The organism is Plantactinospora sp. CA-290183 (genome assembly GCF_050936375.1).
Taxonomy (GTDB): Bacteria; Actinomycetota; Actinomycetes; order Mycobacteriales; family Micromonosporaceae; genus Plantactinospora.
Map to the genome: position 1 here is coordinate 203,703 of NZ_JBNJMX010000003.1, position 20,059 is coordinate 223,761.

The 20,059-nt window shown below is 72.2% G+C and carries 20 protein-coding genes and 1 pseudogene; 10 read left to right on the forward strand and 11 right to left on the reverse strand.

The features are described 5' to 3' along the window. The first annotated feature begins 223 nt into the window (after window positions 1-223). On the forward strand, window positions 224-727 hold the full coding sequence (locus ACQEUR_RS09020) for a DUF402 domain-containing protein (protein ID WP_433028267.1): 504 nt from the start codon (window positions 224-226) through the stop codon (window positions 725-727). A 9-nt stretch (window positions 728-736) separates the two neighbouring features. On the opposite strand, the gene sigJ is transcribed toward ACQEUR_RS09020, so the two are convergent. Beyond that, window positions 737-1,729 (reverse strand): RNA polymerase sigma factor SigJ, encoded by a 993-nt coding sequence (gene sigJ / locus ACQEUR_RS09025; protein ID WP_433028270.1) that lies wholly within the window; start codon window positions 1,727-1,729, stop codon window positions 737-739. A 315-nt stretch (window positions 1,730-2,044) separates the two neighbouring features. Between sigJ and ACQEUR_RS09030 the strand changes: the two genes are divergently transcribed. Next, window positions 2,045-2,671: a DUF47 domain-containing protein gene (locus tag ACQEUR_RS09030; RefSeq protein WP_433028273.1), complete on the forward strand. Its 627-nt coding sequence runs from the start codon at window positions 2,045-2,047 to the stop codon at window positions 2,669-2,671. A 3-nt stretch (window positions 2,672-2,674) separates the two neighbouring features. After that, complete coding sequence (locus ACQEUR_RS09035; RefSeq protein WP_433028276.1) at window positions 2,675-3,676, forward strand: anion permease; 1,002 nt, start codon at window positions 2,675-2,677, stop codon at window positions 3,674-3,676. A gap of 130 nt (window positions 3,677-3,806) precedes the next feature. Here the strand turns inward: ACQEUR_RS09035 and ACQEUR_RS09040 are convergent, their stop codons facing one another. Continuing rightward, window positions 3,807-4,778: a Gfo/Idh/MocA family protein gene (locus ACQEUR_RS09040; RefSeq protein WP_433028279.1), complete on the reverse strand. Its 972-nt coding sequence runs from the start codon at window positions 4,776-4,778 to the stop codon at window positions 3,807-3,809. A 91-nt stretch (window positions 4,779-4,869) separates the two neighbouring features. Here ACQEUR_RS09040 and ACQEUR_RS09045 point away from each other — a divergent pair, with 91 nt between their 5' ends. Next, window positions 4,870-5,685 carry an NUDIX hydrolase gene (locus tag ACQEUR_RS09045; protein WP_433028282.1) on the forward strand — a complete coding sequence of 272 codons (816 nt, stop codon included), beginning with the start codon at window positions 4,870-4,872 and terminating at the stop codon, window positions 5,683-5,685. Window positions 5,686-5,757: 72 nt separating this feature from the next. Here the strand turns inward: ACQEUR_RS09045 and pstB are convergent, their stop codons facing one another. The 7 genes and pseudogenes from pstB to ACQEUR_RS09080 all read right to left on the reverse strand — a co-directional run bounded on the left by pstB (window position 5,758) and on the right by ACQEUR_RS09080 (window position 13,087). Continuing rightward, a complete protein-coding gene (pstB, locus tag ACQEUR_RS09050; protein ID WP_433028285.1) occupies window positions 5,758-6,534 on the reverse strand; it encodes a phosphate ABC transporter ATP-binding protein PstB in 777 nt (258 codons plus the stop codon). A gap of 35 nt (window positions 6,535-6,569) precedes the next feature. Next, window positions 6,570-7,658 (reverse strand): phosphate ABC transporter permease PstA, encoded by a 1,089-nt coding sequence (pstA, locus tag ACQEUR_RS09055; RefSeq protein WP_433028288.1) that lies wholly within the window; start codon window positions 7,656-7,658, stop codon window positions 6,570-6,572. Next, on the reverse strand, window positions 7,655-8,767 hold the full coding sequence (gene pstC, locus ACQEUR_RS09060) for a phosphate ABC transporter permease subunit PstC (protein WP_433028291.1): 1,113 nt from the start codon (window positions 8,765-8,767) through the stop codon (window positions 7,655-7,657). The genes pstA and pstC overlap by 4 nt, the downstream gene beginning before the upstream one ends. 49 nt (window positions 8,768-8,816) lie before the next feature. Continuing rightward, window positions 8,817-9,917, reverse strand: coding sequence for a phosphate ABC transporter substrate-binding protein PstS (gene pstS / locus ACQEUR_RS09065; protein ID WP_433028294.1), 1,101 nt, complete (start codon window positions 9,915-9,917; stop codon window positions 8,817-8,819). A 334-nt stretch (window positions 9,918-10,251) separates the two neighbouring features. Beyond that, window positions 10,252-11,211, reverse strand: a pseudogene (gene mshD / locus ACQEUR_RS09070) (mycothiol synthase); the annotation flags it as partial. A 69-nt stretch (window positions 11,212-11,280) separates the two neighbouring features. Continuing rightward, on the reverse strand, window positions 11,281-12,216 hold the full coding sequence (locus tag ACQEUR_RS09075; RefSeq protein ID WP_433028297.1) for a polysaccharide deacetylase family protein: 936 nt from the start codon (window positions 12,214-12,216) through the stop codon (window positions 11,281-11,283). Between the two features lie 157 nt (window positions 12,217-12,373). After that, window positions 12,374-13,087 (reverse strand): winged helix-turn-helix transcriptional regulator, encoded by a 714-nt coding sequence (locus ACQEUR_RS09080; protein ID WP_433028300.1) that lies wholly within the window; start codon window positions 13,085-13,087, stop codon window positions 12,374-12,376. Window positions 13,088-13,341: 254 nt separating this feature from the next. Between ACQEUR_RS09080 and ACQEUR_RS09085 the strand changes: the two genes are divergently transcribed. The 5 genes from ACQEUR_RS09085 (at window position 13,342) to ACQEUR_RS09105 (ending at window position 16,846) form a co-directional block, all read left to right on the forward strand. Further along, window positions 13,342-14,421 carry a hypothetical protein gene (locus ACQEUR_RS09085; RefSeq protein WP_433028303.1) on the forward strand — a complete coding sequence of 360 codons (1,080 nt, stop codon included), beginning with the start codon at window positions 13,342-13,344 and terminating at the stop codon, window positions 14,419-14,421. A gap of 91 nt (window positions 14,422-14,512) precedes the next feature. Next, window positions 14,513-15,328 (forward strand): LmeA family phospholipid-binding protein, encoded by an 816-nt coding sequence (locus tag ACQEUR_RS09090; RefSeq protein ID WP_433028306.1) that lies wholly within the window; start codon window positions 14,513-14,515, stop codon window positions 15,326-15,328. Window positions 15,329-15,412: 84 nt separating this feature from the next. After that, window positions 15,413-15,490 (forward strand): Ms5788A family Cys-rich leader peptide, encoded by a 78-nt coding sequence (locus tag ACQEUR_RS09095; protein ID WP_310503780.1) that lies wholly within the window; start codon window positions 15,413-15,415, stop codon window positions 15,488-15,490. A gap of 172 nt (window positions 15,491-15,662) precedes the next feature. Next, window positions 15,663-16,517, forward strand: coding sequence for a sulfurtransferase (locus ACQEUR_RS09100; protein WP_433028309.1), 855 nt, complete (start codon window positions 15,663-15,665; stop codon window positions 16,515-16,517). Beyond that, the gene (locus ACQEUR_RS09105; protein WP_433028312.1) at window positions 16,514-16,846 is read left to right on the forward strand and encodes a DUF1416 domain-containing protein; all 333 of its coding nucleotides are present in this window, start codon (window positions 16,514-16,516) and stop codon (window positions 16,844-16,846) included. Before ACQEUR_RS09100 ends, ACQEUR_RS09105 begins: the two co-directional genes overlap by 4 nt. A gap of 75 nt (window positions 16,847-16,921) precedes the next feature. Here the strand turns inward: ACQEUR_RS09105 and ACQEUR_RS09110 are convergent, their stop codons facing one another. Then, complete coding sequence (locus ACQEUR_RS09110) at window positions 16,922-17,863, reverse strand: SDR family NAD(P)-dependent oxidoreductase (RefSeq protein ID WP_433028315.1); 942 nt, start codon at window positions 17,861-17,863, stop codon at window positions 16,922-16,924. Between the two features lie 187 nt (window positions 17,864-18,050). Continuing rightward, window positions 18,051-18,560 (reverse strand): hypothetical protein, encoded by a 510-nt coding sequence (locus ACQEUR_RS09115; RefSeq protein WP_433028318.1) that lies wholly within the window; start codon window positions 18,558-18,560, stop codon window positions 18,051-18,053. Between the two features lie 83 nt (window positions 18,561-18,643). On the opposite strand from ACQEUR_RS09115, the gene ACQEUR_RS09120 reads away from it, so the two are divergent. Then, window positions 18,644-19,969, forward strand: coding sequence for an SGNH/GDSL hydrolase family protein (locus ACQEUR_RS09120; protein WP_433028321.1), 1,326 nt, complete (start codon window positions 18,644-18,646; stop codon window positions 19,967-19,969). Window positions 19,970-20,059: the final 90 nt, after the last annotated feature.

The following is a 20,059-nucleotide window of genomic DNA, read 5'->3' on the forward strand; positions in this document are numbered from 1 at the left end:
GCGCGGTCACCGTGCGACCGTACCCGTCGGCCCCGACGCCCGTCGCGCTCCCGCACCGGCGGGTCCGCCGGGTGCGACGGCCGGTCCCGGTACCGGCTCTCCGGCGGCCGAGACGGGCTGGCCGGTGTCGGTCCGGTACCCGACAGCCGGCAGTTGTCGAACCGATGCCTGCCGGTTGCCTCGGCCACGGCGGGTGTTGGGCCACATCGGTTAGGGTGCGGGCATGCGCAGCGATGTGGTCCGGGTCGTCTACCGCAAGTACGACGGCACCGCGCACCGGGACTACCCCGCCCGCAGGCTCGCCGAGGACGACCTGGGCACCTGGCTCGGCGTGACCCTCGGCACCCGGTCCGTCTACCACGGCCGCCCCTCGGTGGAGCAGATCCCGTTCGTGCTGCTCGTACCGCACGAGGCGTGGTGGAGCGCGATGTTCAACCCGCCGCCGCGCACCAGCGAGGTCTACTGCGACATCGCCAGTCCGGCCCGCTGGGACGGGGACACCGTCCACCTGTTCGACCTCGACCTGGACGTGGTCCGCCGTCGGGGCACCGGCCTGGTGGAGTTGCGCGACGAGGACGAGTTCGCCGAGCACCGGGTGCGGTTCGGCTACCCGGAGGAGCTGGTGGCGGAGGCGGAGGCCGCCGCGCGGTGGCTCTACGGCGCGCTCGGTGACGGCACCGAGCCGTTCGCGACGGCGTACCGGAAGTGGCTGGCCCTGGTCGTCTGACCCGGCGCGCTACCGGACGACGGGCCAGCTGCCCTCGTCCGGGCCGAGTTCCGGCACCCGGGTCAGCTTGGCGGGGTTGACCTGGTGGTAGATCCCGCTGATCCGGCCGGCGTCGGCGACGAACCACATGACTCCGCGCAACGGCTGGCCGGGCCGGTACTCCGCCGCCACCTGGACCCCCAGGGTGCCGTTGACCAGCACCAACCGGGCCCGCAGCCGGCTGGTCCGCTCGTTCGCGCGCCGGAACAGGCCCACCGCGAGCCGGGCGGCCTTCTCCGCGCCGGTGACCGGGTTGCGGGCGGTCGGGAAGAGCCCGCCCCCGTCGCCGACGAAGACCACATCCGGCGCGAGCACCGCGAGCAGCCGCTGCACGTCGCCGGTCTCGACGGCGTCGAGGAACGCGGCCAGCAGGCGCCGGTGTTCGGCCGGGCCGGCCGGCTGCCGAGGGCTGCCCTCGACCACCGCCCGGCGTCCGCGCGCGGCGAGTTGCCGGGCCGCCGCCGGGGTCGTGCCGAGCACGGTCGCGATCTGGGCGAAGGGTACGGCGAAGACGTCGTGCAGGACGAAGGCCACCCGCTGCTCGGGGGAGAGCCGTTCCAGGACGAGAAGCAGCGCGAGTCCGACCTCGTCGGCCCGGGCGGCCCGCTCGGCCGGGTCGGGGGCGAAGCCGCCGAGGAGGCCGGAGGTGCCGGCGCCGGCCGGGCCGGGCGAGCCGGGCAGCGCCTCGACGATCGGCTCCGGCAGCCACTGGCCGGGGTAGGCCTCCCGGCGTACCCGGGCGGAGCGGAGCACGTCGAGGCAGATCCGGGCGGTCGTGGTGGTCAGCCAGGCGCGCAGGTCACGTATGCCGGCGCGGGCGTCCGGGTCGGCCAGCGCGGCGGCGTAGCGCAGCCAGGTCTCCTGGACGGCGTCCTCCGCCTCCGCCCGGCTGCCCAGCATCCGGTAGGCGACCCCGGTGAGATGGTCGCGCTCGGCCTCGAATTCGGTCCCCAGGTCCCGCATCGGCGCCTCCCCGTCCGGGACAATGGTCCCCCAACCCGGTGCCTGCTCCCCAGGGGCCTCCCCGAGGTGTGGCGCGGGCCGCGCCAAGGCCTCGCCCCCGCCGGCGTGCCGCCGGTGCGCGGCGCGGACACGCGGGCGGAGGCGGACCGGCCGACCGGTAACGGAAGGACAAGATGAATTCTGGGTAAATGGAAGATGAACCGGCTCTGACCAGGGGTGGGCCGGGGAAATTCGAAATTCGAGGTTTCCTAGCATCTCCCAGAGGCAGCCCCTCGCGGCCCGCCGCCCGCCCACCAACGCATCGAGGTCCGTGCCGTGAAGTTTTCTCTCCGTCCCTCCGAGGGCGCCTTCTACGAGTTGTTCACCAGGGCCGCGCAGAACCTCGTGCGAGGCACCGAACTGCTCAACGAGTTGGCCCTGCCCGGCGTCGACGTCCAGTCCGTCAGCGAACGACTCACCGAGGTCGAGCACGACAGCGACCAGATCACCCACGAGCTCTACAAGAAGATCAACTCTACCTTCGTCACGCCGTTCGACCGGGAGGACATCTACCGGCTCGGCTCGCTGCTCGACGACGTGATGGACCACCTGGAGGCGGTCGGCAACCTGCTCTACCTGTACGGCCTGACCAAGCTGCCGTCGCTGCCCCGGGAGATGCACGAGCTGGTGAACGTGCTGGACCAGCAGGCGAAGCTCACCGCCGACGCGATGCCCCGGCTCAAGGCGATGAAGGACCTCGAGGACTACTGGATCGAGTGCAACCGGCTGGAGAACGACGGCGACCAGGCGTACCGGATGCTGCTGGTCCGGCTCTTCTCCGGCGAGTACGACGCGCTGACGGTGCTCAAGATGAAGGAGGTCGCCGACGAGCTGGAGGCGGCCTGTGACGCCTTCGAGCACGTGGCGAACACGGTCGAGACCATCGCGGTCAAGGAAAGCTGACCCGTGGAACCTGAACTCATCGCCGTACTGGCGGTGATCGCTGTCGCACTGGTGTTCGACTACACCAACGGTTTCCACGACGCCGCGAACGCGATCGCCACCAGCATCTCCACCCGGGCGCTCACCCCCCGGGTGGCGCTCGGCATGGCCGCCATCGGCAACTTCATCGGCGCGCACTTCGGCGCCGACGTGGCCAAGACGGTCGGCAGCGGCCTGGTCTCCCTGCCGACCGGGGTCTCCAGCCTGGGCATCGTCTTCGCCGGCGTGATCGGCGCGATCACCTGGAACCTGGTCACCTGGTACTTCGGCCTGCCGTCGTCCTCGTCGCACGCGCTGATCGGCGGGCTGGTCGGCTCGACGCTGGCCGCGTCACACACCGTGCTCTGGAAGGGCATCGGGGAGAGCGTCGTGCTGCCGATGATCCTCTCCCCGCTGGTCGGCTTCCTGCTCGGTTACATCGTCATGATCGCGGTTCAGTGGATCTTCCGGAACGGCCAGCCCGGCCGGCTGAACCGGGGATTCCGGTGGGCCCAGACCGCCTCGGCGGCGGCCATGTCGATCGGGCACGGCATGCAGGACGCGGCGAAGACCATCGGCATCGTGGTGCTCGCGCTCTTCGTCGGCGGCTACCAGGACACCGCCGAGACGATCCCCGAGTGGGCCTTCTGGACCTCGGCGACCGTGCTCGCCCTGGGCACGTACGCGGGCGGGTGGCGGATCATCCGTACCCTCGGCCGGAAGATCATCGACCTCCGGCCGCCGGAGGGCTTCGCCGCCGAGACGGTGGCCTCCGGCGTGCTCTACTTCAACGCCCTGGTGCTGGGTGCGCCGATCTCCACCACGCACACCATCACCTCGGCGATCATGGGCGTCGGCGCGACCAAGCGGCTCTCGGCCGTACGGTGGGGCGTGGCCGGCAACATCGTCGGCGCCTGGGTGCTGACCTTCCCGGCCGCCGGCTCTATCGGCGCCCTGATGTACCTCCTGGTCAACCCCCTCTTCTAATGATCCCCGTGATCAGGGAGCGCTTCCCGCGCGTCGTCGGCGCGTCGGGGTGACCGCTCCCTGATCACGCCGATCAAGCGGGCGCGGCGGCGGGCGCCGGCCGGCCCGGAGCCGGCGGCGGCCGGCGGGGTCAGGGGTAGGTGACGCCGATCTGGGCGCGGATGGTGTCCAGCAGACCCATCACCTCCAGGGTGGCGGCGTGCGGTACGAGCGGGCTCTCCCGCAGGCCCTCCCGCAGGCAGCGCTGCACCTCGGCCGCCTCGTACTGGTAGCCGCCGCCGGTCAGGTCGACGGGAACCTCCACCGGTCCGCCGGTCCCCGCGCCGTGCAGGGTGACCCGGGCCGGGCGGTAGAAGGGCGGGGCCAGCTCGATCCGGCCGGTGGTACCGGTGATCGTCGCGGCCACCGGGGTCGCGCCGATCATCCCGCAGGTGAGGCTGGCCACCGCGCCCGAGTCGTAGCCCAGGACGATGCCGGTGTTCTCGTCGACGCCCTCCGGGCCCAGTTTCGCCCAGGCCCGTACGTGGTCCGGGGCGCCGAGCAGCAGGTGCGCCAGGCCGACCGGGTAGACCCCCAGGTCCAGCAGGGCGCCCCCGCCGAGCGCCCGGGCCCGCATCCGGTGCTCCGGCGGGAACGGCCCGGCCACCCCGAAGTCCGCCTGCACGCTGGTCACCTCGCCGACGGCCCCCTCGGCGATCAGCTCCTGGACCCGGAGGACGGCGGGGTTGCACCGCATCCACATCGCCTCCATCAGGAACAGGTCGTTGGCGCGGGCGGTGTCGACGAGCCGCTGCGCGCCCGCCCGGTCCAGGGTGATCGGCTTCTCGCAGAGCACCGCCTTCCCGGCGGACAGGCAGGTCAGCGTCGCGTCCAGGTGCGCGGCGTGCGGGGTGGCGACGTACACCACGTCGACCTCGGGGTCGGCGGCGAGTTCCGGCCACGACCCGTACGCCCGGGGGATGCCGTGCCGGTCGGCGAAGGCGCGCGCGGTGTCGGCCGACCGTGACCCGACCGCGACGACCTCGGCGTCCGGCAGCAGCCGGAGGTCTTCGACGAAGGTGGCGGCGATGCGGCCGGTGGCGAGGATGCCCCAACGAGTCATGCCGGCACCGTAGCCGAGCGCCCCGGGACGGCCGCCCCGGGCCCCACCAGGCAAGATCGCGGCATCGGGGTCGGCTGGCTACCCTGCCACCATGACGAGTTTTGCCGCCCCGGACTCGGTCGTCGAGCACGCCCGCCGGTTCCACGCCGAGGGCCGTACCCCGGCGTCGCCGCGTCCGGCCGCCACCGTGCTGCTGCTCCGCCCGGACGCGCCGGGCTTCCAGGTGTACGTCATCCGCCGGCTCGCCGCGATGGCCTTCGGCGGGATGTACGCCTTTCCGGGTGGTTCGGTCGACCCGGCGGACTCGGAGGTGCGGTTGGACTGGTCCGGCCCCACCCCGGCGCAGTGGGGTGACCGGCTCGGCCTGTCGTCCGCGGCCGCCCAGGCGGTGGTCTGCGCGGCGGCCCGGGAGGTCTTCGAGGAGTCCGGGGTGCTGCTCGCCGGCCGGCACCCGGACGACCTGCTCGACGACGTCAGCGGCGACGACTGGGAGCGCTGCCGGCAGGCGCTGGTCGGTCGGCGTACCGGCTTCGCGGACCTGCTGCGGGACTGCCGGCTGACGCTCCGCGCCGACCTGCTGCTGCCGTGGAGCCGCTGGGTCACCCCGGAGTTCGAGCCGCGCCGCTTCGACACGCACTTCTTCGTGGCGACGCTGCCGGCGGGACAGCGGACCCGGGACGTCTCCGGGGAGGCCGACCACACGATGTGGATCCGCCCGGCGGACGCGCTGGCCCGGGCGGCAGCGGGGGAGCTCACGATGCTGCCGCCCACCCTCGTCACGCTGGACGAGATCGGGACCTGCCCGGACCTGGCCGCGGTACCGGCCGCCGCCGGCACGCGGGACGCCGCCAGCCCGGTCATGCCCCGGCTCGACCTGTCCGGCGAACCCCGCTTCGTCATCGACTGACCCGCCCCCCGGGGCGTTAGGAGGGGGCCCTTCCTATACAAAAAGCGATAAGAAGGGGCCCTTCCTTACACCTCAGCCGAAGCGGCCGGTGATGTAGTCCTCGGTCTTCTTCACACCCGGGTTGCTGAAGATCTTCTGGGTGTCGTCGTACTCGATGAGGCGGCCGGGGTCGCCGGTGCGCTCGATCGAGAAGAAGGCCGTACGGTCGGAGACCCGGGCCGCCTGCTGCATGTTGTGCGTCACGATGATGATCGTGTAGCGGTCCTTCAGCTTGAACATCAGGTCCTCGATCGCCAGGGTGGAGATCGGGTCCAGCGCCGAGCAGGGCTCGTCCATCAGCACCACCTGCGGCTCGACCGCGATGGTCCGGGCGATGCAGAGCCGCTGCTGCTGCCCGCCGGAGAGCCCCGCGCCCGGCTTGCCGAGCCGGTCCTTGACCTCGTCCCAGAGGTTGGCCGAGCGCAGCGCCCGCTCGGCGGCCTCCTCCAGGATCGACTTGCGCCGTACGCCGTTGAGCCGCAGCCCGGCGACGACGTTGTCGAAGATCGACATGGTGGGGAACGGGTTGGGCCGCTGGAAGACCATGCCGATCATCCGCCGGACCGCGGTCACGTCCACGTCCCGCTCGTAGATGTCCTGGTCGTCGATGGTCAGCCGGCCGTCGACCCGGGCACCCGGCAGCACCTCGTGCATCCGGTTGACGGTGCGCAGGAAGGTCGACTTGCCGCAGCCGGAGGGACCGATGAGGGCGGTCACGGTCTTCGGCTCGACCACGAGGTTGATGTCCTCGATCGCCTTGAAGGAGCCGTAGTAGGCGGTGACGTTGAGGGCGTCGATTCGCTTGGCCATGGTGGGTTTCCTTTCCCTTCGAGCTGGGCCGGGGACTAACGGCTGAACCGGTTGCGGCGGGCCAGCAGTTTGGCCGCGATCGTCAGGATCAGGACGAGGGCGACGAGGGTGAGTGCGGCCGCCCAGGCGCGGGCGGGGGCGTACCGGGAGGCGTCTCCGGCCTGCTGGTAGACGTAGAGCGCCAGCGACGACTGGTTGTTCTCGAACGGGTTGAAGTTGATCGCCGCGCCACCGCCGGCGACCAGCAGCACCGGCGCCGTCTCGCCGGCCGCCCGGGCGATGGCCAGCATGACGCCGGTGACGATGCCGGGCAGCGCGGTGGGGAGCACGATCCGCAGGATCGTCTTCCACTTCGGGATGCCGAGCGCGTACGAGCCCTCCCGCAGCGGCGCCGGTACGAGCCGGAGCATCTCCTCGGTGGACCGGACGATGGTCGGCAGCATCAGGACGCTCAGCGCCAGTGAGGCGGCGAAGCCGGAGTAGCCGGGCCGGCCGTTGTTGAACATCGGCGACACGATCAGGATCCAGAAGGCGAGCACGAACAGGCCGGCGACGATGGACGGGATGCCGGTCATCACGTCGACGAAGAACCGGATCGTGAAGGCGAAGCGTCCCCGCCCGTACTCGACGATGTAGATGGCGCAGGCGATGCCGAGCGGGACGGTGATCAGGGTGGCGATGCCGACCTGCTCCAGCGTCCCGATGATCGCGTGGTACGCCCCGCCGCTCGGGTCCCGGGCCCCGATGTTGTTCATCGAGGTGCCGAAGAAGTTGCCGTCGAGGCGCTCCATGCCCTTGCTGACCAGCGTCCAGACCACGGAGACCAGCGGCAGCAGGGCGAGGACGAAGGCGGAGTGGATCAGCGCGCTCCAGGTGCGGTTGCGCGCCTGCCGGCGCCCCTCCACGGCGGTGCTCGCCAGGAAGAGTCCGACCAGGTAGAACAGCACGGCGAGGAAGACCACCAGCGCCGTACCGCCGATGTCGGTGCCGTAGACGAGCCCGGCGGCCACGGCCAGGGCCGCGACCGCGATGCCGATCACGGCGGCGACCGGCAGCCGCCGGGTGCGCAGCGGGGTGTCCCGGCCGGGCGCGACCGGCGGGGGAGCGGTATCCAGAGTGGTCATGCGGCAGACTCCGTGAACTCCCGGCGCCGGTAGATGACGGCCCGCGCGGTGATGTTGACGATCAGCGTGATGGAGAAGAGCACCAGCCCGGAGGCGATCAGGGCGCCGCGGCCGACGTCGTTGGCCTCGCCGAACGAGTTCGCGATGTTGGCGGCGACGGTGTTGCCGCCGTTCTCGATGATGTTGAACGAGATCTTCGAGACGATGCCGAGGGTCATCGCCAGGGCGATCGTCTCGCCGAGCGCCCGGCCCAGGCCGAGCATGGTGGCGCCGATGACCCCCGGCCGCCCGTACGGCAGTACGGCGGTGCGGATCATCTCCCACTTGGTGGCGCCGAGGGCGAGCGCGGCCTCCTCGTTGGCGGTCGGGGTCTGCCGGAAGACCTCGCGGGAGAGCGAGGTGATGATCGGCAGCACCATGATCGCCAGGACCAGCGAGCCGAGCAGGATCGAACGGCCGAACGGGCCGTCCCCACCGAAGATCGGGATCCAGCCGAAGTACCTGTTCAGCCAGCCGGAGAGGTCCCGGACCGGGCCGTAGAAGTAGTCCCGGCCCCAGAGCCCGAAGACCACGCTGGGCACCGCCGCCAGCAGGTCGATCAGGAAGCCCAGCACGGTGCCGAGCCGGCGGGGCGCGTAGTGGGACAGGTAGAGCGCGATGCCCAGCGCGACCGGTACGGCCAGCAGCAGGGCCAGGATCGAGGTGAGCACGGTCCCGAAGGCCAGCGCCCCGATGCCGAACCTCGGGTCGGCCTCGTTGGGGAACCAGCCCTCGAAGGTGAAGAAGTTGGCGGTGTTGGCGTTCAGTGCCGGTACGGCCTTGGCGACCAGGAAGATCGCGATCGCCAGGATGATGCCGAGCACCACCACGCCGGCGGCGAGGGTGAGGTTGCGGAAGACGCGTTCCGCGCCGAAGGCGCTCCGCCGGGGCAGCGCCCCGCCGCCGCCCATCCGGTCGCCGGCATCATCCCCCCCTCCGTCCGGAGCGGGGTTCGCGGGTGTCACTGGTACGTCGACCGACAGCGCGGCACCGGCGGACCGGGCGTGACTGGTGGTCACGCGCGATCCGCCGGTGCCGGCGTTGGCCGAGCGGTCTGGGGTGTCGCCCATCTGCTCGCTCGCTCCGTTGACGAAGTTATGAGGATTGGTGGCGCGTGGCTCAGGCGAGGGCCTTGACCGCGGCCTCGACCTTGGTACGGACCGCCTCCGGCAGCGGGGCGTAGCCCAGCTCGGTCAGCGCGGCCTGCCCCTCGGTGCTGGCGGCGTGGCCAAGGAAGCCCTTGACCAGCGCCAGCTTGTCGGCGGCGAGGCCCTTGTCGCAGACGATCTCGTAGGTCACCAGGACGATCGGGTAGGCACCCGCCTCCTTGGTGTTGAAGTCGATCGACATCTTCAGGTCGTTGCCCTGGCCGGTCACCTCGGCGCCGGCGATGGTCTTGCCGGCCGACTCGGCGGTCAGCTCGGCGAACTCGCCGGCCCCGTTGCCGATCTTGGCCATCTTCAGGGCGCTGTTCTCGGCGTACGACCACTCGACGTAGCCGATGCTGCCGTCCGCTTGCTTGATGGCGCTGGCCACGCCGTCGGACTTGGCCGCACCGGTGCCGCCCGGGGCCTTCCAGGCCTTGCCCTTGCCGAAGGTCCAGTCAGCGGCGGCGGTCTTGCCGAGGAAGTCGGTGAAGTTGTCCGTGGTGCCCGACTCGTCGGAGCGGTGGACGGTCTGGATCGTGGTCGACGGCAGGGTCACGCCGGGGTTGTCGGCCTTGATCGCCGCGTCGTCCCACTTCTTGACCGTGCCGGCGAAGATCTTCGCCAGGGTGGCCGGCTTGAGCTGGAGGTTGTCGAGGCCGCTGACGTTGTAGGCGACGGCCACCGGGCCGATCACCATCGGCAGGTGGATCGCCTTGCCGTCGGGGCACTTGGCGTCGGCCTTCGGCTGCTCGTCCTCCTTGAGCGCCGAGTCCGAGCCGGCGAAGTCCGCGGTGCCGGCGAGGAAGGCCTGGATGCCGGCGCCGGAGCCGCTGGGCTCGTAGTTGATCGTCGAACCGGAGCACTTCTGCTGGTACGCCTTGCGCCACTCGTCGACCGCGTTCTTCTGCGCGGAGGAACCCTGGGCGTTGATGGTGCCGGTCGCACAGTCGGCCGCGGCGGAGCCGGAGCCCGCCACCTCGGTCGGCTCGTTATTGTCCGAGCCGCACGCGCTGACTGCCAGTGCCGTGGCCAGAGCGAGGCAGGCAATGGTGCCGTGCCGCTGGAGCTTCACCTGAAAGGTTCCCTTCACCTTGTACGGAGCAACCCGGGGCGTCGCCCGGAGCCGGCTGGTGACCGACTATTAGGGAAGGTAGGAGCGCCAGGTAGCCGGTTTGCCGGTCACGAGTGAACGCAGGGTGAACAGGGGTGACCGGCTGTATGACCGGATCCTGAGGGTGAGATGTCCGTTCCGTGAACCGTGGGACCGGTGGCGCCGCCTGGGGCGATTTCGGGTCCCGGGCGCGCGCCGGTCAGGCGGCCTCGCGCTCGGCGTCGGGCAGCGGTGCGCCCGCCGGGTCGCCGGGGCGCGCCGTCGCACCGGGCTGTTCGGCCTCGGCCGCGATCCACCGGTACTGAACGTGCCGTACCCAGTTGGCGAAGCCGAGCCGGGTGTAGAGCGCCATCGCGCCGGTGTTGGACTCGTCCACGTAGAGCATGACCCGGGTCAGGCCGCGGTCCCGCAGGTGCCGCAGTCCGGCGAGCGTGAGTGCCCGGCCCAGCCCGAGACCGTGCGTGTCGGGGTCCACGCCGAGGACGTACACCTCACCGATCGCTCCGGCGCCGGCCGGCGCCGGGCCGGACCCGCCGGGCGCCGCACCCGCGTGCACCCTGGTCCAGTGGAAGCCGAGCAGCCGCCCGCTCGACTCCTGCACCGCGAGCAGGAACCCGGCCGGGTCGAACCACGGCTCGGCCAGGCGCAGCCGCAGGTCGTCCGGGCTCCACCGGCCCTGCTCGGGATGGTCGGCGAAGGCCCGCCGGTTGACCGTCAGCCAGGCCTCGTCGTCCTCGCCGGGGCGGAACGCCCGCAGCGACACCCCGGCGGGCAGGCGCGGGTCGGGCAGCGGCCCCCGCAGCGGCCGGCGGAGCTGCCACAGCACCCGGGAGCGGGCAAGACCCAGGTCCAGCGCGAGGGCGGCGGCGGCCGGATGGTCGCCGTGCGCCCAGACCAGCAGCGGCCCGCCTTCCGCGCGGCCCGGTGCCGACCCGGCCAGCAGCTCCTCGACCAGGGCGCGGCCCGCCCCCCGCCGCCGGTGCATCGGGTGTACGACCAGCTCGGCGCTCGCCCCACCGGTCGGCTCCACCGTGAGGTGGGCGTACCCGGCCAGCGTCCCGTCCGGCTGCCGGATCGTCAGGTGGGTGCCGGAGGTGGTGCCGCCGTGCCGGAGCGGCAACGTCACCTGGTCGGAGAGCGGGTCCGCCCCGTCGGCGGCGCTCGCCACCGCGGCCAGCGCCAACACCGCTTCGACCGTCGCCGGGTCGAGCCCGTCGAGCCGTTCCAGTCGCGTCCCCCGGCGTGGTGCCGCCATCCCGCTGCTCACCTCAACACCGTAGACCCCGGTACGCGGGACCCGGCGGCGTCCGCGCGCCGCGCCGGGTCAGGAGTGGGCCGGTGGGTGGGCCGGCGTGTCGTCCGAGGGCCCGGCCAGCGGTCCGCCCGGTGCCTGGGCCGGCTGCGCGCTCGACGGCTGCGCCCGGGGCACGTCGGTCGGCAGCGCGGCGAGCCGGAAGCGCCGGGTCAGGTTGGGCAGGACCGCGCGGAGCGCGTTGACCGTGCCCTGCCGGTCGCCACCGGCGTCGTGCAGCAGCACGATGGCGCCGGGGAAGACGCTGGACGTGACGGTGCCGGTGATCCTGCCGGCGCCGGGACGGGTCCAGTCCCGCGGGTCGACCGTCCAGTGCAGCGAGGTCATGTTCAGTTTCCGGGCCGCCGTGACCACCGACGGGGTCCACGCGCCGCCGGGTTGGCGGAAGTACGCGATCGACGCCCCGGGTACGGCGGCCCGGATCGCCTGGTTGGTACGCGCCAGGTCGGTCAGGATCGTGGCGCCGGAGCGGCTGCCGAGTCCCACGTCGTGTGCCCAGGAGTGGTTGCAGAGCGCGTGCCCGTCGGCGGCGATGGCGCGGACCAGTTCGGGGTGGGCCCGGACGTTGACGCCGACCAGGCAGAAGGTGGCCTTGACGCCGTAGCGGCGCAGCAGGGCGAGGGTCTGCGGGGTGTAGCGGGGGTCCGGCCCGTCGTCGAAGGTGAGTGCCAACTGCGCGGAGCCGGTGGTGATCCGGGCGCCGTACGGTCCGCCGCGTTCGGGACCGAGCCGGCGCGGTGTTCCCGGCACCTCCGGGTCGCCGGGGCGTGCGGTGGCGGTCGGGCTCGGCAGGGCGGGTCGGCTGGTCGGCGGGGCCGACGGGGAGCCGGCGGCGGTGGGCCGTTGCCGGTCGTCCGCGGTGCCCAGGAGGCGCCCGAGCGCGTACGCGCTACCCAGGACCGCGCCGACGACCAGTACGGCCGCGATGAGCATCCGGGTCCTCGACATGCCGTCCAGAGTATGTAGATTTGATATCAAAAGTGGCTGAATGACGCATCGATCATGAAACTCGGTACGAGCCCGGCCGCCATCCCGGGCCCGGTACGCCGGAAGGCCACCCGGTGAACCGGGTGGCCTCCTGGCGAAGGTGCGCGTGGACCCCTCCTCAGACGGGCAGCGGAATGCTCTCCGTCTCCGGCAGCGGCCGGGACGGCGGGGTGACGAACTTGTAGCCGACCTGACGGACGGTCCCGATCATCGACTCGTACTCCGAACCGAGCTTGGCGCGCAGCCGCCGTACGTGCACGTCGACCGTGCGGGTGCCGCCGAAGTAGTCGTAGCCCCAGACCTCGCGCAGCAGCTGGTCCCGGGTGAAGACCCGGCCCGGGTGCTGCGCCAGGAACTTGAGCAGCTCGAACTCCTTGTAGGTCAGGTCGAGCGGCCGGCCCTTGAGCTTCGCCGCGTAGGTGTCGGGGTCGATGGTCAGCTCACCGGCGCGGATCAGCCCGCCGGCGGCGGCGGTGGCGTTGCTCAGCCGGCCCACGGCCAGCCGCAGCCGGGCCTCGACCTCGGCCGGGCCGGCGGTGGCCAGGATGACGTCGTCGACGCCCCAGTCCGCGTTCAGCGCGATCAGGCCGGCCTCGGTGACCACCGCGAGCAGTGGCACGCCGAGCCCGGTGGCGTGCAGCATCCGGCAGGTGGCGCGCGCCTCGCTCAGCTCGGAGCGGGCGTCGACCAGTACGGCGTCCGGGCTCGGGCCGGACACCAGGGTGCGGACGTCGCGGGGGGCGGTACGAACCGAGTGGGGCAGCAGGTCCAGGGCCGGCAGCACGGCGGATGGTTCGCCTGCGCGCGCGGTCACCAGCAGCAGGATCTCCACACATCACCTCCGTCCCGGCGGCATGGGAGCCGCACGGCGGTCAGCGGCGACCCGGGATGAAGCGGACCGCGCTGAGACTGGGGGGTCGTCCCGGCTGCGCTGACGGGCAGGTAAGGCTTGAGCTTATCTGAACTTCTGGTGGAAGCTCTCACACGTTCGGCTGTTCGGTTGTGGGATGGGCCATAACGCACGAGTTTCCGAATCGGGGAAACCGGGACCGGCGCGTCACCGGTCCGGTCTGGCACGATCGGGGCGTGTACCCCTCGACGCCACCGGAGACCGGGCGCGGGTCCTGGGCGGACGGTCGTCCCGCCCCGGCCGGACCGCCCCGTACCCCGGACCGTACGCCCGGCCCGCGCGGCTACCCCGCCGGTTCCGAGCCCGCCAGCCCGCCGCTCGACGCCCCCGCGCCCCCGACCGGGCACCGCTCCCGGGACGCGCGCCCCGGTGAGCAGCGCGATCGGGACGTCCCGGTGGAGCCGGCGGAGGACGCCGAGGAGGACATCCCACCGGTACCGGTCCGCCGGATGCTCTCGGTGGCGATCGCCGGCTTCGCCGCACTGCTCGGCGGCGGCCTGGTCTTCGGCGCGTACACCGCCGGGCCGGGCGCCCGGATCCCGTTCGCGATGGTCGTCTTCGGGGTGCAGCTGCTCTTCGTGCTGGCCTGGACGATGGCCATGCGCCCGCCGGCGCTTCCGCTGGTCGCCGCCGTCGCGGTGCTGGTCGCCGGGGCCGCCGACGCCGCGGCGGTACTGCCGCAGATCGCGGCGCTCGGCCCGCTCGGGTACGTCGCCGCGGCGGGCTTCGCCGTCGGCGTACTCGGCCAGCTCGTCCGCTCGACGGACCGTGCCCGGGTCACCGAGTCGCTCGGCGCCACCCTGCTGATCGTGGTCGGCGTGGTCTCCTTCGCCAGCCTCGTCGTGCTCAGCCGGATCCCGATCGGCACCCAGGCGATCTTCGTCTGCCTGGTCGCCACCGCGGTCGCGCTGGTCGTCGCCCGGGTCACCGACGCGCTGCTGCCGTGGCCGAGGATGGCTCCGCAGGTGCCGCGGGGTGCGGCCGGCGTGGTGCTCGGGGCGATGTTCGGCACCCTGGCCGGCGCTGTCGTCGGCAGCTACCTGGTCGGTTTCGACCCGACCAGCGGAGCGATGATCGGCCTGGTCGCGGCCGGTGCGGCGGTGCTGGCCGACCTCGCCGCCGGCTACGCCGAGGCGGGGCGGCTGATGGCCGGTGAGCCGCCGACGATGTGGGTGGCCCGGCACATGCAGGGCCCGCTCGGCGGCTTCGCGCTGGCCGCACCCGCGGCGTACGCGATGAGCGTCTTCTTCCTGTAATCCGACCCGACAGGTTGGCGTATCCGGGGTCGCGGTTGGAGAAGCGGCCCTCCGGGTAGATGATGCTCCCGACGACAGGCGAGGAGGCGGCGTGGCGAACGGCTATCCGGCGGAGGGTGAGACCTACTACCCGGAGCAGCCGCGCCGGCGGAGAGGTCGCCGCGCGCTCGTCATCCTGCTCATCGTGCTCCTCGTGCTGGCCGGGCTGCTGGTGGTCGCCGACCGGGTCGCCGCCGGAGTGGCGGAGCGGGTGGTGGCCGACCGGATCAACCAGGAGATGGCCAAGCAGGACGTGCGGGCCTCCGCGCCCGACGTCACGGTCGGCGGGTTCCCCTTCCTCACCCAGGTCGTCGGGGGCAACTACGACTCCGTCAAGGTGGTGCTGCGCGACGTGCAGGGCCCGCCCCAGGGCGACACCCCGGGGGTACGGATACCGGCGCTGACGGTCGACGCGCGGAACGTCGCCGCCTCGATCGACACGCTCCGGACCGGTCAGGGCGAGGTGACCGCCAGGACGGTCGACGGCACCGGGACCATCTCCTACGACAGCGTGGTCGCGCTCATCGACCGGCCGGGTGTGACGCTGCGCGAACAGGGCGGCAAGCTCGCGATCAGCGCGCCGGTGCAGGTGCCGATCATCAACCAGGAGTTGACCCTGCGGGGCATCGCCGACCTCACCGTCGTCAAGGGTGAGGTTGTGATCAACTTCTCCGAGCTCACCGCCGACGACCTGCCGAACAACGCCACGATCCGCGCCTTCATCTCGACCTTCGCCCAGCAGTTGTCCGTCACGGTGCCGCTGCCGCCGCTGCCGTTCGCCCTCGAGGTGCGCGAGGTACGGGCGCTGCCGAACGGGCTCGCCGTCGCGGCGACCGCCCGGGACGTGGCGCTGAGCGAGGTCAGCTGAGCGGGCCGACCGGACCGGCCGGGGATCCCGGATCGTGGATCGGCTCTGGGTGACGACTGGGTAGCACTGGTAGGCTCCCACGCTATGGGGACGCACCTCACCAAACGGCGCGCGGTCGACCTGTGCCGCGTGGCCACCTGCCTGTGTCGCCCCGTCATCTGACGGCGGGGCTGCTTTCTCTGCGTACCCTCTGATTTCCCCCACGCCCGGCAGCGGCGCCGTCGCACGTACCCGTGATCCGTCCTTCTCTGGGTCCCGCGCGTGACTTGCGACAACAACAAGGGTCGATCCACACGCGCAGGCTCACCACCAATCCTCACCAAGGAGTGATCTGATGAGTCGCGACACCGCACTCGTCTCGGCCGACTGGGCCGAGAAGAACCTCGACGCCCCCGGTGTGGTCTTCGTCGAGGTCGACGAGGACACCACCGCGTACGAGGGTGGGCACATCGCCGGCGCGATCAAGCTCGACTGGAAGACCGACCTCCAGGACCCGGTGCGCCGGGACTTCGTCAACAAGTCCCAGTTCGAGGCGCTGCTCTCCGAGCGGGGCATCGGCAACGACGACACCGTCATCCTCTACGGGGGCAACAACAACTGGTTCGCCGCGTACGCGTACTGGTACTTCAAGCTCTACGGTCACCGCGAGGTGCGGCTGCTCGACGGTGGCCGCAAGAAGTGGGAGCTGGACGCCCGCCCGCTGACCACCGACGCCGTCAGCCGGCCGAAGACCCAGTACGTCGCGCAGGAGCCGGACCTCACCATCCGGGCGTTCCGCGACGAGGCGGTCGCCGCGATCGGCACGAAGAACCTGGTCGACGTCCGGTCCCCCGACGAGTACGCGGGCCGGCTGCTGGCCCCGGCGCACCTGCCGCAGGAGCAGGCGCAGCGGGCCGGGCACATCCCCACCGCGCTGAGCGTGCCGTGGTCGAAGGCGGCGAACGAGGACGGCACCTTCAAGTCCGACGACGAGCTGCGGCGGATCTACGCCGAGGCGGGGCTGGACGACAGCAAGGAGACCGTCGCGTACTGCCGGATCGGTGAGCGCTCCTCGCACACCTGGTTCGTGCTGAAGGAGCTGCTCGGCCACCAGAACGTCAAGAACTACGACGGCTCCTGGACCGAGTACGGCTCGCTGGTCGGCGTGCCGGTCGCGCTCGGCGACGAGCCGGGGGAGGCGGGCAGATGACGGCACCCACCTCGGCCTCCACCGCCGCCGGCTGCGCGGCCCCGGACCAGTCGGCTCCGTTGCCGGCCGGTCTGGACCTGGAGAAGGAAACCGTCATCACCGGTGTGGTCCGGGCGGGTGACGGCGAGACCGTCGCCGGCGCGTACGTCCGGCTGCTCGACTCGACCGGTGAGTTCACCGCCGAGGTCGTCACCTCGCCGGCCGGTCAGTTCCGGTTCTTCGCGGCGCCCGGCACCTGGACGCTGCGGGCGCTGTCCCGGCACGGCAACGGGGACGCCTCCGTGACCGCTAACCGGGGCATCAACGAGGTGTCCGTCACGGTCGGCTGACCCGTCGGCGTCAGACCACGTCCGGCCCCGCCTCCCGTCGTACCGAGACGGGGGCGGGGCCGGGTCGTTCGGCGCTCAGGTGTCGAGCAGGTCCCGCGAGACCTCCCACAACCGGGCGGCCGCCTTCGGGTCGAGCGCGTACGGCGCCACCCCGCTGTGGGTGCCCGCCTGGTGCGGTTCCGCCTCCTGGCAGTCCTCGAAGTACCGCCCGCCGACGCCCTCCAGCCCCGGCCAGGTTGCCACCAGTACGGAGGTGGCCGCCCCCTGCTCCGGCGTCTTGAGCGGATCGTCGGAGGCGTTCGACTGCTCGACGGTCCGGTCCAGTTCCTCCTGGCTCATGTGCCGGGTCAGGTTGGTGAGGATGCCGCCGGGGTGCACCGCGTTGACCCTGATCGCCTCCGCGGACCAGCGCCGGTCGGCCTCCACCGCGAAGAGCACGTTGGCCGTCTTCGACTGCCCGTACGCCACCCAGGGGTCGTAGGGACGGCGCTCGAAGTTGACGTCGTCGAAGTCGACCGGCGCCCGGAGGTGTCCCCGGGAACTGAGCGACACGACGCGGGCGCCAGCGGCGGCCACGAGCGCGTCGTGCAGGCCGGTGGCGAGCGCGAAGTGCCCGAGGTGGTTGGTGGCGAACTGCAGTTCCCAGCCCCGCGTGGTGCGGGTCAGCGGGGGCGCCATCACGCCCGCGTTGTTGACCAGGATGTGTAGGGGCCCGGACCAGTCGGCCACGAATGCCGTGACGGAGGCCGGGTCGGCGAGGTCGAGTGGGGCGGCCCGGACCCGGTCGTTGCCGGTGTCCGCGGTGATGTCGCGGGCGACCCGGCGGCCCGCCTCGACGTCGCGCACCGCGAGCGTGACCTCGGCGTCGGCACCGGCGAGTGCACGGGCGGTCTCGACGCCGATACCGGAGGCGGCGCCGGTGACGATCGCGCGGCGGCCGGTCAGGTCGATGCCGGCGATGACCTCGGGGGCCGTGGAGCGGGCGCTGAACGGGGTGTTGACGCGGTGGTCGGTCATGGTGCCTTCTTCCCGTCTGAGCGCGGAATATCCAAGCGGAGGATCACCTCCGCCACCGCGCGGTCGGCAGGACCCGGCGGCGGAGGCGATAGGTGCCGGCCCGCCTGTAGAGCTGCCCCGGCGGTGCGCCCGCCTCGCCCTGCGCCCGCCTCGCCCTGCGCCCGCCTCGCCCTGCGCCGGCCGGAGGTCAATGCGCCGGCGCCGGCGACCGGAGGTAGGCCCACGGCCCCCGGTACCGGACGAGGGCCACGACCAGGACCAGGGCGAGGACCACCGCGCCGCCGTCCGTGACGAGTGAGGGCAGCAGTCCCGGGGTGCCGAACCGCGCCCGGGTGGCCTCGAAGACCTCCGGCGGGATCACGACCACGCCGGCCGCCTGGGTCACGTTCACGACCAGCGCGCACCAGAAGACCCACGCGCGTCCGGTCCGGGCGAGCAGGCCCACCGCGTTCCCGAGGATGTAGAGACAGCCGACCAGGCGGAAGCCGGTCACGAAGCCGGGGGCGTCCGCTTCGGCCTGCGCCGCCGTCGACCCGGCCAGCCGCATCATCTCCGCCATGATCCGTACGTCGATGATCACGAAGGTCTGGACGGTCGTCCCGACGACGAACCCGAGCGAGCAGGCGACGGTCAGGTGTTGCAGTGGCCGCGTCCAGCGGCTGGGTGCCCGCTTCGCCGCCCTGATTCGGCCAGACATCAGCGTCCCTCCATCTTTACGTTTCAGCTCGACCTCAGTAACGTTTCACCGGCGAGTGTGGACCGTGACGAGAGGATGTCGGCATGAGCAGGAGACCGTCGGTGCTGGGCCTGATCGCGGTGGGGGCCGTCACGGTCGCCGTCGTGGCCACGTCGTCCGGGATCGCGGGTCTCGTGCCCGGCTCCGAGCCGGAGACGGCCGCCGCCGGCCGGGGTCCCGCCGGAGCGGACGGCCGCTGGGTGACGAGCTGGACGTCGATGCCGCAGCTCACCGAGCCGCACAACATGCCTCCGGCGCCGTTCACCCAGGAGAACCTGGTCCTGGCCGACAGCACGCTGCGGCAGACGGTCCGGGTCTCGGTCGGCGGGCAGCACATGCGGATCCGGCTCTCCAACGCGTTCGGCGGGGCGCCGTTGCCGATCACCTCGGCGTCGGTGGCGCTGCCCGCCGGCGGGCAGGCCGGGGTCAGCGAAATCGAGCCCGGCACCTCGCGGCCCGTCACGTTCAGTGGCCGGTCCTCGGTGGTGATCCCGGTCGGCGCGCAGATGGTCTCCGATCCGATCAGCTTCTCCCTCGCGGCCCGGTCCAACCTCACCGTCACGCTTTACCTGGCCGAGGGGCAGGCGTCGAACAACGTCACCTCACACCCCGGATCCCGGACCACCTCGCACCTGCTGGCCGGCAACCACGTCGCGGACGCCACGCTGCCCGGCGCCACCCCGACCGACCACTGGTACTTCCTCAGCGGCCTGGAGGTGCCGGCCCGGACCGGCGCGACCGCCGTCATGCTCGGTGACTCGCTGACCGACGGCCGCGGCTCCACCACCAACGGCAACGACCGCTGGCCAGACCAGCTCCTGGGCCGGCTGCACGCCAGCCGCGTCACCGCGAACGTCGCGGTGGTCAACCAGGCCGCCGGCGGCAACCGGGTGCTCAACGACGGGCTCGGTCCCAACGCCCTGGCCCGACTCGACCGTGACGTGCTGGCCCAGAGCGGGGCCAGGTGGCTGATCGTGTTCGAGGGGGTCAACGACATCGGCACCGCCGAGGCCACCGAGGCCGCGCAGAAGGCGGTCGCCGAGGACCTGATCACCGCGTACGACCAGATCGTCACCCGGGCGCACGCCCAGGGCATCACGGTGTACGGGGCCACCCTGACACCCTTCGGCGGCAACACCGGCTACGACGACGCGGCGGGCACCCGCGAGGGCGCGCGCCAGACGGTCAACCACTGGATCCGCACCAGCGGCCGGTTCGACGCGGTGCTCGACTTCGACCGCGCCGCCCGGGACCCGGCGAATCCCCGCCAACTGCTGCCGGCCTTCGACACGGGCGACCACCTGCACCTCAACCCGACCGGCTACCGGGCGCTCGCCAACGCCGTCCCCGGGTGGCTGTTCCGCCACTAGGCAGTGTCTCGAAGTCGGGTGCGGCGTGTCGGTGATCGATAGACGGCGAGGTCTCCGGTAGAGGGTTTTTCGACCAAGAAGAACCTGAAT